8 protein-coding genes and 1 pseudogene are annotated in these 14,066 nt (G+C 53.5%); 6 read left to right on the top strand and 3 right to left on the bottom strand.

Annotation, left to right across the window (positions count from 1 at the left end; translation table 11 throughout):
• Nucleotides 1–23: 23 nt before the first annotated feature.
• Nucleotides 24–2,330 carry a Tex family protein gene (locus AC2FH0_RS07260; protein WP_496788941.1) on the top strand — a complete coding sequence of 769 codons (2,307 nt, stop codon included), beginning with the start codon at nt 24–26 and terminating at the stop codon, nt 2,328–2,330.
• Nucleotides 2,331–2,368: 38 nt separating this feature from the next.
• Here AC2FH0_RS07260 and AC2FH0_RS07255 read toward each other — a convergent pair whose 3' ends face one another.
• Nucleotides 2,369–3,628, bottom strand: coding sequence for a replication initiation protein (locus AC2FH0_RS07255; RefSeq protein WP_496787392.1), 1,260 nt, complete (start codon nt 3,626–3,628; stop codon nt 2,369–2,371).
• A 580-nt stretch (nt 3,629–4,208) separates the two neighbouring features.
• Between AC2FH0_RS07255 and AC2FH0_RS07250 the strand changes: the two genes are divergently transcribed.
• The 5 genes and pseudogenes from AC2FH0_RS07250 to AC2FH0_RS07230 all read left to right on the top strand — a co-directional run.
• Nucleotides 4,209–5,594, top strand: a complete 1,386-nt coding sequence (locus AC2FH0_RS07250) for an AAA family ATPase (protein WP_496691397.1) — start codon at nt 4,209–4,211, stop codon at nt 5,592–5,594.
• A complete protein-coding gene (locus AC2FH0_RS07245; protein WP_496709085.1) occupies nt 5,587–6,654 on the top strand; it encodes a ParB/RepB/Spo0J family partition protein in 1,068 nt (355 codons plus the stop codon). The genes AC2FH0_RS07250 and AC2FH0_RS07245 overlap by 8 nt, the downstream gene beginning before the upstream one ends.
• A 288-nt stretch (nt 6,655–6,942) precedes the next feature.
• A protein-coding gene (locus AC2FH0_RS07240; protein ID WP_496709084.1) for an IS6 family transposase occupies nt 6,943–7,625 on the top strand; the annotation gives its coding sequence in 2 pieces (ribosomal slippage) (nt 6,943–7,228 and nt 7,228–7,625; 684 coding nt in all).
• A 57-nt stretch (nt 7,626–7,682) separates the two neighbouring features.
• Nucleotides 7,683–8,555 carry a TniQ family protein gene (locus AC2FH0_RS07235; protein WP_496788940.1) on the top strand — a complete coding sequence of 291 codons (873 nt, stop codon included), beginning with the start codon at nt 7,683–7,685 and terminating at the stop codon, nt 8,553–8,555.
• 137 nt (nt 8,556–8,692) lie between these two features.
• Nucleotides 8,693–9,157, top strand: a pseudogene (locus tag AC2FH0_RS07230) (IS6 family transposase); the annotation flags it as partial.
• A gap of 338 nt (nt 9,158–9,495) precedes the next feature.
• Here AC2FH0_RS07230 and AC2FH0_RS07225 read toward each other — a convergent pair.
• Nucleotides 9,496–12,189, bottom strand: a complete 2,694-nt coding sequence (locus AC2FH0_RS07225) for an autotransporter outer membrane beta-barrel domain-containing protein (RefSeq protein WP_496788938.1) — start codon at nt 12,187–12,189, stop codon at nt 9,496–9,498.
• A gap of 752 nt (nt 12,190–12,941) precedes the next feature.
• A complete protein-coding gene (locus AC2FH0_RS07220; RefSeq protein ID WP_496788936.1) occupies nt 12,942–13,874 on the bottom strand; it encodes a helix-turn-helix domain-containing protein in 933 nt (310 codons plus the stop codon).
• Nucleotides 13,875–14,066: the final 192 nt, after the last annotated feature.

Raw genomic sequence — 14,066 nt, 5'->3', positions numbered from 1 at the left:
CGAACGACTGTCAGGAGGCCCCATTGGACCGCATCGCCCGCACCATCGCCACCGAGATCAACGCCCGACCCGATCAGGTAGGGGCCGCAGTAAAATTGTTGGACGAAGGCGCGACTGTGCCCTTTGTTGCGCGCTACCGCAAAGAAGCGACAGGTGGTTTGGACGATACCCAACTGCGCACCCTGTCAGAACGCCTGACCTATCTGCGCGAATTGGACGCCCGTCGCGCAACCATCCTGAATTCGATCAAGGATCAAGGCAAGCTGACAGTCGATCTTGCAAATTCCATTGCGCTGGCTGACACCAAAGCACAGCTGGAAGACATCTACCTGCCCTACAAACCCAAGCGGCGCACCAAGGCAATGATCGCACGCGAGAACGGGTTGGAACCTCTGGCTGACGCAATTCTTGCAGACCGGTCTGTCGATCCCGATACCCTTGCTCAATCCTACCTGTCCGAGGCCGTTCCGACCGGCAAGGATGCCCTGAACGGTGCCCGCGACATTGTCACCGAACGACTAACCGAAAACGCCACCCTGTTAGGCGAACTGCGCAGCTTCATGCAGCGCGAGGCGCTGCTGACCTCGAAGGTGATTGATGGCAAACAACAGGATGGCGCGAAATTCAGTGACTATTTCGACCATTCCGAGCTGTGGGCCAAAACGCCGTCTCATCGGGCTTTGGCGATGCTTCGCGCTTCAAAAGAGGGCATCGTGACATTGGACATCGCGCCGGACCCCGAGACCGGCGCTGCTCGGGCGGAAGCGATCGTCGCATCACATCTGCTAACCCGCACGGATTCAACTGCCGATACTTGGTTACGCAAGGTGGCCGGTTGGACCTGGAGGGTAAAGCTCTCGCTGACGATGATGGTTGACCTGATGGCCGACCTTCGCAGCCGTGCCCAGGACGAGGCGATTTCCGTTTTCTCTCGCAATCTCAAAGACTTACTATTCTCTGCGCCAGCTGGCGCCCGCCCAACCTTGGGGCTGGACCCTGGAATACGAACAGGTGTCAAAGCAGCGGTTGTCGATGCAACTGGCAAAGTGGTTGCAACTGAAACAATTTACCCGTTCCAACCCAAGAATGACCTTCGAGGCGCGCAGGCCACAATCCTGCGCCTGATCGCCCAGCACGGCATTGAGCTTGTTGCAATCGGCAACGGAACAGCCAGCCGCGAAACCGAAAAGCTGGTCGGCGACACGCTCGGAGATTTGCCCAAAACCGTCACTCCTCCCACCAAAGTCGTGGTCTCGGAAGCCGGAGCATCGGTCTATTCCGCATCCGAACTGGCCGCCCGAGAGTTCCCGGACCTGGATGTTTCCCTTAGGGGCGCAGTTTCAATCGCCCGTCGTTTACAGGACCCCTTGGCGGAACTGGTCAAGATCGAACCCAAATCCATCGGGGTCGGGCAATATCAGCACGATGTGGATCAATATAAGCTTTCGCAATCATTGGCATCTGTCATTGAAGACGTTGTGAATGCTGTCGGGGTTGATCTGAATACTGCTTCTGCCCCATTGCTGTCGCATGTGTCCGGGTTGGGCCCGGGGCTGGCAGAATCCATCGTGTTGCACCGCGACATGAATGGTGCCTTTCAATCTCGTTCAGAGTTGCTGAAGGTGGCGCGCCTTGGTCCCCGCGCGTTCGAACAATGCGCGGGTTTTTTGAGAATACGCGATGGGGCCGAGCCCCTTGATGCGTCTTCCGTGCACCCCGAGGCTTATTCCGTGGCCCGACGCGTTGTCGCCGCATGTGGGCGGGATATTCGGCAAATCCTGGGGAATGAAGGCGCCCTGAAAGGCCTGCGCGCCGAACAGTTTGTTAACGACAGTTTTGGCCTGCCCACGGTTCAGGACATATTCTCCGAGCTTGAAAAACCCGGTCGTGATCCCCGGCCACATTTCAAAACTGCCTCGTTCGCTGATGGCGTGGAAGAGATCAGCGATTTGAAACCTGGAATGACCCTGGAGGGCACAGTTACCAATGTTGCGGCATTCGGTGCTTTTGTTGATATCGGTGTTCATCAGGACGGGTTGGTGCATATCAGCCAACTAGCAGATCGGTTTGTCAAAGATCCCCATGATGTCGTCAAAGCGGGCCAGGTAGTTAAGGTACGGGTCGTCGAGGTGGATGCGCCACGAAAACGCATCGGTCTGACGATGCGCAAGGATGGTGGCATTGAAACCCGGCAAAAGCGCGTTCAAAGCAGCGACCAAACGCGGCAAAGCCATACAAAACAAAAAGAAACACAACGCGCAAAAAACGGCAATAATGCGCAGCAGGGGGCACTTGCAGATGCACTGAAATCTGCGTTCAAAAAACAATAATCTGCTACAGGGTGTGCACCCCCCTGCCCTTACCGCGATCAGTCGAAAGCGTCTGGCTCTAGCTCTTGCCAGAATTCGAAGATTGCGGTTGCATTCAGCCCCGAGCGCCACGCATGCGCTCGGAAATGCTCGCGGTCCAGGTCGTTGTCTAGACCGGCAAGAAACAGTCTTTTATCTGCGTCCCTCTGTGTCGGGTTTCGCCGCGAAACCAGCTCTTCTACGATCGAGAGTTTCCGCGCCCGCTCCTCCCGCTCGGCTACCCGTTCGGCATAGGCTTTGTCTTCAACCGCCACTTGGGCCTGCCTCGCCTGCGCTTCTACCAGTGCTTCGGGGCTGGGTTTCGCTGGCTGTTCCGGTTCAGGTGGCTGATAGTCATCGCGCAATGCGGCCGACAGATAGCCCAATGTGGATTTCACTCCGCCCTTTTGCCTTACGTAATCAAGTTTCTGCGCGACGTAGTCTTCACCATGTTCGGAAATCCACTGTCGGGCCAAACGGTCCGAGACCCCTTGATCACGTAGCTTCGTGTACACCTGCATATTCCGAGCACCGTCGCTGTCATCAATTTCGAACATCGCCTTTTGCGGGTTTCCCTTAATCCGAAAGCGAATATCAGTGACCGTCCGGCCTTTCTTTTGGAACTCGGGTTCGATCAGAATGTCCGAGCTTTTGTTCACCTCGGCAACCGCCGGCTTGATGATCTTAGCGTTGAGATGTTTAAAGCTGGTATAATAGTCGCTGCCATCTACACCCATGAGCTTTCGAAAAACGTCCAAGGCCCACCAACCTGTCGACCCGATGCGGACAAAGCGATAGCAGTTTTCATACAGTGCCAATCCGTGCCCAGAACAAAAGTTGCGCTGAATCTGAACGTTGATCAGCGCATAGATTTTGGGATCATACAGCTTCTGCGCCAGCGCCGGTGAGTAGGCATATTCACAAACACCATTCTTGAGCTTGGCAAAACTCAGCAGAGAGGAAACACCCCATTCCTGACGCCCCTGCTCATCCAACATGTCCCATTCAGCGACAGTCTCGGCCAGGGCGCGCAGGCTTGCACGCAAGGTATCAAAATCGTTCGAGTTATAGCCGACCATCATCGCCAGAGTTCGTGCATCGATGGTATGGGTCTGTGCAGATGTCAGCGCATCATAGGCATTGAGAAGCAGGACATTCGACAGCTTTCGCTGAAGCAATGTCAACTTACCGCTGATATGAATCGCGGCGACGTTCTTTTTCACCGTTTCCCTTCGCAAGGCTCCGGATAGGTGATCCATGTCTATTTGTGTTTCCGGCATGATTCTGCCTGACTGCTCTTTTTTGCATTTCTGCCATGAAAGGTACCTATCAATCAACTTCTATTAGGTGCCCAAATACAGGATCTGGCTCATCCCGAAAACGGGTACCCTAAACAGATATACCGAAACTTATCCCCAGACCCATCATCGCGAGCCCGTCATAAGAACGACTCAGACAGGATCGAACGTACTAGAAACGGCTTTGTAAGTGTCTAATAGCGTCGAAGATCCACGTCCCTGCGAATCGGTGCCCTTGTTCCTGTCGAATGGTTCTCTTGGTCCCGTATCTGGGCACCTTTGATCCCGGAATCGGATGCCCTAGGAACTGTAAATGGGTCCCTAATGTGATCTAACTTGTTGTTATAATTATCATATTCTTAATCTAAATCTCTTAAAGACTCTATAAATAATAAACTCTTTGTTGGCGTGCTCTCTCATTTTTCTAGAGTTTCGTGGCGAAACCCAGCCTTGCGCGCAAAAACTGTGGAAAACTTCCGATCGCAGGATAGCTTTAGAAGATAATGTTCGCTACATTCCTAAATATACGCCGCTAAGGCGAACATCTTCTGAGGCAACGACAGTGAACAAATCAAACCAACCTCCGCTACCGCCATATCTGAATCTTGATCCCGCAACAGCGGCCGGGAAGTTACCTGATCCTATAGGAACCTCTCGATTCGCAAAAGCAGCGGCATTCTGCGCCAAAGGCCGTGAGGATCTTGCTCGCCGAGGTTATGCTCCTGATGGGGAAAAGCGGCTGCGTAGGTTTTCAATTTGGGAAATAACTAAGTACCTAATTCCGGTTGCACCTGCGCATCTCCGCCGTGTCCTCAAAGCACATCCTGATCTTCCTCAAGGCGAAGGAGAAGCCGGTTCAAAATGGTTCACTTTGGAAGAGGTCCTGACCTTGCGCCAGCATTTTGCGGCTGAAGGCGTCAGCACGAAGGAGTATCTTCCCTACCGGCCTGAAGGGCTTCCGGCAAAGGTTGTTTCCGTTGCAAATTTCAAAGGCGGTGTTGGAAAAACCTCGACCGCCGCCCATCTGGCCATGTCCGCCGCCTTGGACGGGTACAAGGTTCTGGTAATCGACCTCGACAGCCAAGGATCCATGACGTCGATCCTTGGCGGGTCCGTCGCAGATGAATGGCAAACTGTGTTCCCCTTGATCGCGAAGGACTATGCTCGGGCGGTGCAGGAGGAAAACCGCGTGCGCAATGCGGCGGGTCAACCTGAAATTCCATTGGATGAGACCTTGCAAGAGGCGCTTAAAACGACCCCTGGCGATGTAATTCAGAACACCCATTGGCCAAATATTGATCTGATAGGTGCGCAGTTGAACCTTTACTGGGCCGAGTTCCAGATCCCAGTGTGGAGGATGGGGCTGAGAAGTTGGCCTTTGTGGGACGGCCTGACCAATTTCCTCGAAGATGAAGGTATCCTCAACGATTATGACATCGTCTTTCTCGATACGCCTCCTGCACTTGGGTACCTTACGATCAATGCACTGGCTGCTGCAGATATCCTTCTGGTTCCGCTTGGAGCTTCGTTTCTGGAGTTTGATTCAACGGGTCGGTTCTTCGACATGCTCTATACGACCTTCGCCAGTATCGAGGATGGTGAAAACACGGCACAACGCGCAGCTGGCTTGCCTGAGCTCAAGTTCGAATGGGATGTTGTACGCGCAATCATCACCCGGTTTGATGCCAGTCAGCAAACAGACATGGCGAACGTAATTCAGGCCTATTTCGGGGATTTCATGAATGCCTACCGGCAGGACTATACTGCTTTGGTCGGGCAGGCTGGTGAGCAGGTGAATGGGATCTACGAAGCCGACTACCGTGATTTTAACCGGGATACGTATGTTCGGGGTCGGGAAACGTTTGACCGGACTTACGCAGAATTCAAAGAGGTTCTGATCGGTTGCTGGTGGCGCGACGCTCAGATGGGAGGAGAGGCAGATGGCTAAACGCAGAAGACTGACCGCACCGGACACAACAGAGCTCGAACAGCTTGAAGCGGGTTTCGCCGCGAAACCGTCGATCAGCCCGTTTGAAGCAAGCTCGTCCGCACCTCCAATAGCTCAGGTTGCGGCGGAGGCCGCTACCTTGGGTGGCATGGCGTCCGTGACAGACAGAGTCGCTTTGGCCCAGGACCAAGGTGATGCAGCTCGATGGCGCGATGCACAAACCGCCGGTTTGATTGCGGAAAAAATATCGCTGGATCAGATTGATCCGGATTTCATCCGCCGTGACCGGATGGTTGAAGACGAAGAAGCCATGGCGGAACTGTTGGAATCGCTGCGCGTTCACGGCTTGAGAACGCCAATCGAGGTGAGCCGGGTCGGTGACAGTTTTGGCCTGATCTCGGGCTATCGGCGTCTGGAGGCCTTCAAGCGGCTGTCCCAAAGTGATGCTCGGTTCATCGAGATTCCTGCATTTGTCCGTGAGGCTGGAACAGGGCAGGGCGCTTACGTCTCGATGGTGGAAGAGAATGAGTTGCGCTCGAACCTCAGCCCTTATGAACGCGGGCGCGTCGCGGTTCTGGCGGCGGGGCAGGGGGTTTTTGCTTCAACCGAGGCCGCTGTCGATGTGCTTTTTGCTGCAGCGTCCAAAGCCAAACGGTCCAAGGTCCGTAGCTTTGCTATGGTGCATGAAGCGTTGGGGGATTTGCTGCAGCATCCCGTGTCGTTGTCAGAAAAGGCCGGGCTCAAGCTTGCTTCGGCATTGCGGGACGGGGCACAAACCAGATTGCGCCAGGCATTGGCTGGCGCCGGCCCGTTGGATTCCAAATCCGAATGGGGTCTGCTTGAAGCTGCGATCAAGGGCGTGCCGGACGCGGAAAAAGCAAAATCGCGCGGCGGGCGCCCGCAGCAGGTGCAACGCTTGACACCGGTTATCATTCCCACAGGCGGCACAATTCAGGCCGAGGTGACATCTGGGGAACTCCGCCTCAGGATACGCGGGAGGGAAATTTCAGTTGATGAGGCTCAAAACCTGATCGACCAGATTGGCAACCATCTGGGTTAGTCCTGTGACGAGACCGGGATAGGTCGGTCTCGTCGTCAAAAAAATCAAAGAGCTGACTGGATTGGTTCGCAGAGGCGAATTCTACTACTGTCAAGGTAATGATCAAAATGAGGAATAAATGATCATTATGGATTCAAGATCCTTTGGAGGTGCTCGCTAGAGGAATTTGGGTAAATGCTAATGTCGCTGAGGCAAACGTTTACGTGGGTTCTGCCGCAAACTTCGCCCCCACCTGTCAGTTCGACTGCATTTCTGGTAGCGCGTGCTGGAACACGACAGGAGCAGGCCGTGAAGATCTCATTTAAGGGCGCGCATTTTCCGAAAGACGTGATCCTTCACGCGGTTTTCTTCTATCTCCGCTACGGTGTTTCATACCGGGATCTGGAAGAAATCGTGGCGGAACGTGGCGTTGATCTGGATCATACGACGCTAAACCGTTGGGTCAGTCGATATGCAGGTCCCCTTGCTGAAACAGGGCGGTATAGAAAGCGTCCCGCAGACCGTTCGTGGCGCATGGATGAAACCTATGTGAAAGTAAAAGGCGAATGGGTTTATCTTTACCGAGCGATCGACAAACACGGCAAGACCTGGATTTCATGTTGTCCGAGCGCCGGAACAAAGCCGCTGCGACGAGGTTCTTCGCCCGCGCTCTCGAGTTGAACGGATTGCCACGCAAGATCGTCATCGACAAAAGTGGTGCCAATACTGCTGGCATCAAGGCGATCAACAAGATGTTGAAAGGCTTTGGTTGTCCGATCCCGATCGATATGGTCAGGCGGAAATACCTCAACAACATCATTGAACAGGATCACCGCTTCATCAAACGAAGGATCAGACCCATGCTGGGCTTCAAATCTTTCGCTTCAGCCGCATCTGTCCTGGCAGGCATAGAACTGGTCAACATGATCCGCAAAGGTCAATTCACACCCAAACTCCGTCCGTTTCAGCAGTTCGCCCAACTGGCGGGGTAAACTGCTAATCAATTCCACTGATGTTCTGCCATCCAAAAAGTTTGCGACAGAACCTGGATGGGTCGCTTGGCGAAGGCCAATCATTGTTCGGTTGAAGAGCTTTGTGGCTATCTGGGTATTGGGCAGGGCAGGGTGCCGGAATGTGCAAGCGATCTGCGGACGGCGAACTGGGCCATGCTATGCGGGGCGGTTCAGCGGTCCCCGGGTGAAATCGTCAGCATGGCTCTTCCGGATACAATGCAGCATGACGTGAAATACGTGTCCCGGCATGACTTCCAATATTGCCCGGGGTGTGTTGCTAAATCACCCGATCTTGTACTTCGCCATTGGCGCTTGGCATGGTCGATGACCTGTGAAATCTGCGGCCAGGTCCTGGCAGCCAAGTATCCAGCCAAAGATGTATCAGGCAGACTTCATGCCCGCGCTTTGCGTGGCGCGGAAGTTCTGAAGACGGCTGCTACCACGACCGATCTCGCGCGGTTGCGCCGGATCAGTCTGACCCTGCAAGTCATGTCGGTGCTGAAGATCGGGCGTCTTTGGTCGCTCACCTCTGGGAACAAGCGCGATAGGCTACTGGCGCTTGCTGCGGTCGGTATCGGCACGACCCGTCCCTTGTTGGGTGCCGCCATCATACTGCGAGGAAACGACCTGGCGGCCCGGGAGTTGAGCCGCGTCTTTCCTGAACATCGTCAGATGATCGAGCGGATCCGTGGATTGTCGCAGGACCTCGGTCGACCGCTTCCTGAACTGGGTGAAACAGGGCATCCAACCGGGCATGAAACACTTGGATTGTGCCGCCCAAGAGTGTCGGAGAGCGCTTTGCAGGCCGCTCGTCAGGCCATCTCAGAGCTCGGAGCAGAGGCAAATCGTCAAGCGCTTCTGACACGCGCCGATGCAATCTGGAAGCACTCAAGTGGGGTCAAGTCATAAGCCAAGGAACCTGCGGATAAATTGCAATTAAGGGTACAAAAACGCCCCAGAACGCCGTGAATCCGTAAGTTCTGATTTATTAGGGTACAGTGACAGCTTGCGCGGCTCAGAAACGGAAGGCCAACACGGCGGAATCTAGGCGCATGGATGAGACCTATATCAAAGTTCGCGGTGAATGGGTGTACCTGTACCGTGCCGTCGATCGCGACGGGCAAACCCTTGATTTCATGCTTTCCGAGAAGCGAGACGCCAAGTCTGCATTGAGATTCTTCGCCAGTGCTTTGTGCATCAAAGGAATACCGAAGCAGATCACCATTGACAAAAGCAGGAGCAACGCGGCCGGGATCAAGGACGTGAACAAGATCTTCAAGCGGTTGCAGATGCCGGTTAAGATCGACACCGTCAGGTCGAAATGCCTTAACAACAATATCGAGCAGGATCACCGGTTCATCAAGCGACTCATGAGGCCGATGCTCGGCTTCAAAAGCTTCGTCTCAGCTGCAGCGACACTTGCAGGGATCGAGACCGCCCACATGATCCGCAAGGGCCAGCTTGGGCCTTCGACAAGCGGATTCCGTCAATTTGCAGAGCTCGCCGGATAAATCCACCCAATCAGAGGGGTAGCTCTGATCAACGCCAAAGTTTGCGACACAACCCGTTCGCTTTCCTCAAACTCTACCGAAAAAAGCCGCCGCAGCTGTTGCGAGCTGCGACGGCAGTTTAGCGAGCCAGGGATCGGAGTGGAGGCCCGCTAAGGGCACGTCGAAAACTGCGGGTTCCAAGCGCGTCGCGGTTTGACGTTTCACATCAATGCAGGAGGGGGGAGGCATAGATTGAAACGATAGACTCACGTCATGAAGAACCTCATTTGCGTAGTGATCGCCCCCATTTAGTTCCTGTTAAGGTTCGCTGTGATGGGTGAGGTTGCATTAGCTAGTTTTCAAAACCTGAACTCAAAGCCAATGTTTCCGCCAAAGGCGTAGTCGTCAGAACTGCCGCCCAGTCCGGTTTCGGCAATAAGTTCGCCAAACACGCGCGTTCGGCTTGACAGTTCGATATTGCCGCCAAGGGCCAGCGCGACGGCGTTCTGGCCACGCTCCGTCAGCACCGTGTTCTGGCCGAAGGCCACCGAGGTTTCATCGTCGAATGCGTGATAATAGTCGATCTGACCATAGAGAACTGAGTAGTCTGAAAAAGCGCGCTCTGCACGCATCCCGAACCGCGCTGTTAGAGTATCACCATCTACCAATGAGCCGGTTTGACCACCGCCTGCCAGATCCGCAACATCGTCCATGTCAATATCGCTGTACATCAGCTGTAATTGCGGAATGAGCGTCAGCCCGTTTTGCATCGCAAATGGTTTACCGATCTCGACAGATATCCCGTACCCGCTGCTGTCGGTGTCCACAGACTCGCCCCCGTTGGGGCGAGTGGTGCTATCAAAATACCCATAGCGAAGCTGACCGTCGACATAGAGCAGACTATCCGCAACCCAAAGCGCGCTGAGTGTCGCGTCATAGGCGTCGGTCGAGACATCGGCACTGGTCAAAGAAGTGCTTATGTCGGTTGATAGGCTGCTTACACCAAACTCGAGCCCACCAAACACTTGCCCACCCGCGACTTCACCCAAGGGCAGACCGGCGCCAAATCGCAAGCCGCCGCTGTTGGTTGTTACATCCCGGCCACCGGATTCGTAGTGGTCACGCTGCCCCTCGGCCTGAACCCAGACCAAGGGTCGCGTGGTCGATGTCAGTTTGTTAAGCGAGCGACTGACCGTATTGGCTTCAGTGCCGCTGCTTCGCGTTGCAATCCGAACACGCTGCAATGCACTTGAAAAGGCCATGTGATCGCTCGCTTGCTGGGCACTTGCAGCCAGGAAATCTCCACCAGGATTGCCATTCACACCACCAGGTGTTCCCGGGCGGGTAAATGGCGTCAGAACGAATGCTCCGGCGGCGGCATCGTATTCCAGTACGTAGGAAATGGTGCCATCACTGATCGCCTGTGCGCCGCTATTTGTGACGAAATCCGCATCAACAAGGCGAAAATCGGTTTCAGTGCTGGAGCCCGACACTCTGACAAGCGTGAACTCCTGTAAACGACCATTGCCGCTGCCTATCTTTTGCACCCCTAAGCCTTGACTGGCCCCTGCGCTGTCACCGTCCACCTGCACGAAATCGTTTGCTCCGTTGGTGAAATTCACATCCAGTTCAATTGTACCGCTGCCTGACAGATTCCGGCCAAAGAACAACTCGTCACCGGCAACGGTGTCAGAAACCGAGATCAACCCGTCATTTAAAACACTGCCGTCCAAAAGATATCGGGTCACATATCCTGCTTGTGCCCGTAGGTTGCCAGTTGCTTGAACAGTCAGATCACTCTCAATGACTGATCCGGGCAACACATTCATGATCGCACCACTGTCAATCTCAATCGTGTCAAACTGATTGGCGAAGAATGAGGTTATTCCCAAATCGGAATCATTGCTTAGCGTCAGGTGTTCCCAGTTCATAAACGGATCGAAGTCAAATCGGCCCGATACCCCCGATAGCGTCAGGTGATCTTCGGTACCGTCGCCGCCGTCAATGCGCGACGGTACACTGATATCCGCAGCCCCTTCAACTATCAGCTCATCCCGGCCGCCGCCCAGCACAACATCACCAAGAACGATAGATCCGTTCTCAACCGTCACCCGGCTGTCGCCTTCATTGTTCGTGATCGCCTGACCGGAGCGCGAAACAACCGTCGCACCACTTAGAATGTCGATCGTAGACAATTGTCCGGCTAAGGTATCAGCAGCGATTGCAGCCCCACCTTGGCTATCGATCGAACCCAGAACCGTGATCGCCAAGGTCCCGGTACCATTGTGTCGTGCGGCAATTCCCGGTCCTCCGCTGGTTATCAAGCCAAGTGCGGTAACCGTCATGTCATAGTCGGTGGTTGCAAGAGAAATCGCGCTTATGCCTTCTCCGTTTGTGCTGTTAATGATCCCGGCATCAATCCGGACATCACCACCTCCGAAATGAACCAAGCGAATACCGGCCAGTCGGCTGTTGACTTCTCCTGCACTTATTTCCACGTCACCGGTTCCTCCAGTGTCTGTCCTCGTGAAGATTCCGTGGGTGTTTTGACCGGTCACATCTCTGGTGTTTATCCGAACTCCCCCGGACCCTCCTTGCCTTACAAAGATCCCTGCGCGTCCAGCCCTGATAATGCCATTTGAAGTAATCTGAATATCGCCTGAAAAACCAAGTTGAACATCCGCATCTATTCCATTGGAGTTCGAGCCCAAGGCCGTGATTGTTGAAGCGACCCCATCGGTGAAGTTGATCGCGCTACCAGTTAAATCAAAAGCATTGTTGCTGGGATAACTGTTGATGTTCAGATCGAACCCCCCCTCGGTTGTTACGATGACTGGTCCGTTTCGATTGATGTAGACAGGGATATCAGAGGCGGGGTTTGCTCCTCCGTTACAGAGAAAACTACCAGGGGTAGCGGTCCCCGAGCAAACACCTGCATGAGCAGTTCCACCGCCAAAAATAAGAGCCAAGCCAAGCACACCTGATGCGGCATGTCTGCCTAGTCGCCCAAGTAACGGTGCAAAACTGGCCACCTGACCCTTGTGTTTTGTCATACGCCCTCCCCGCAGCAGATATGATGACTGATATGCGGGTGTGATGTTTGTGATGTTTTTCTTCAAAGTTCCGATCCCTAACTACTTAATTTGCAACCAGGAATTGCCATGTCGTTAGAAATGCACTCGGGGATTATCCCGACTTTATTTCCGGTAGTTTCAGGTGATACGGGCAGCCATTCTTTCAATTCCAGCTGCGAATTCGCACTGCGTTGAATGCTGAACCAACGCAAACGCCTTCACCTGCCAAAACAATTGACAATTCAGTTTTCGACTGACAAGTTTGCGGTTATTAAGCCGCTGAAATCGTTAACGAAAATAAAGTGCGCACCTATTTACACCTTTAGCGTGTAAAAATAATACGGCTCGAATGCGGCAGATCACTGTCTCCACGTCTCAATCTGATTCTTCGTAAATTGGCTAAATCAAATGCCGGATTACTGTTGAAGAAACAGTGAAGCCAAGTTTCTGCTCGGTTTGGGAGCGCATCTATGGCTCAAGTCCGCACGGCAAAGGCAATGTGGTCAGAAAGTGGGTCAATCAACTCTGATTGGAACTGGCGATTCAGGGATCGCATCTAGTATTTGGTCATATACTGGCGATGAGTCTTGAGCCTAGAATAAGTTGATGGTTTCAATCGAAACGGGACCAAAATTTACGATTGAAATTCCCAAGGTCGCAGAACTCAAGTTTCTCAGACAGCTAACGCGTTGTACCGTTTCGTACCCGGGTTCGTTTCTAACCAGTATCAACTATACCAGATTTGTGACTTGGATTTCACCCGTGCCAAGAACCTCAGATGGCTTAAAGCCAAATTCGTTTTTGAAAGCACGCGTAAAGTTCCCGGCATCATAAAAGCCGAAACTCTCCGATACCCGGCGTACGGCTCCGCGTTTCGATGTCGTGCGCTTGAGTGTCAACAAGGTGCGGTGCAATCTTCGTTTTATGATATAGGCTTCTACACCGCCGTCAGCTTCGAATAGACGGTACAGGCTTGCGCGGGATACCGCGAATTCGCTTGAAAGCTTGTTGGCGTTCAGCGTCGTGTCAAAGATGTGTTCGTCGATATAAGCGTCAATCGCCAGCCTACGGGCGCGTGAAACATTGCCCCGATTAACGTCTTTTCGATTGGCCAGAATAAGGTCGCGGACCAGATCTGTTACTTCTTCAATAGCGTCAGGCACGTCATTTGCGGGCATGTAGGGCATACGTTGGACTACATTCTGCAGGGCAGTTCCAATAAGCGCGCCTATTGATGAATCCAATGAATGAAACAGGTGCTCTGTGTGTTTAGAAGGATCAAACCCGACAGCTTCAATTGGGACGTAGAGGCCCGCTGTAGTCGCATCTTCCAAGGTATCTCGATACTCGCTACCCGAATGCATATGGGTCGTCGAAACTTTGAATTCTGATCGGTCGCCTGAAGTATGGCAGTGCTCGACCCCTGAATATAGGATCTCAATCGCGAAAACGTCATTCAGTGAATGCTTGTTGGGAATGCGAGAAAAGGCAAGGCCATTCCACGTTCCGGCGGAAAGGGCAAAACTGTCTGCGAACCACATCTTTTGGTCGATACTCACTCGCTCGAGATCTGTTGCCAAATCAACATCAAATCCCTCGCGATTGGTGTCCAAGGCGAACTCCATTTGCTCTTCCAGTGAGCACGAAGAAGTCATCGTTAACATCGGCACTGGGTCATGACCCTCTTGGGCAGGTTTTCCTGTGCTGCTCACTTGCTCACAAATGCTCCATCATGGCTAACCGATGTAACAAAACTCACTCCGCTCGGTGCCGAATGTGACATAAGCCAGTGTGTCGTTGTTTAGTGTCCCGGCGCTGGTGGCATCGTATGGATCAATACTCCCGTGCCATTCCTC

The sequence above is a fragment of the Ruegeria sp. CDSC051 genome, assembly GCF_059610665.1.
This window is presented reverse-complemented; position numbering and strand designations above follow the sequence as displayed.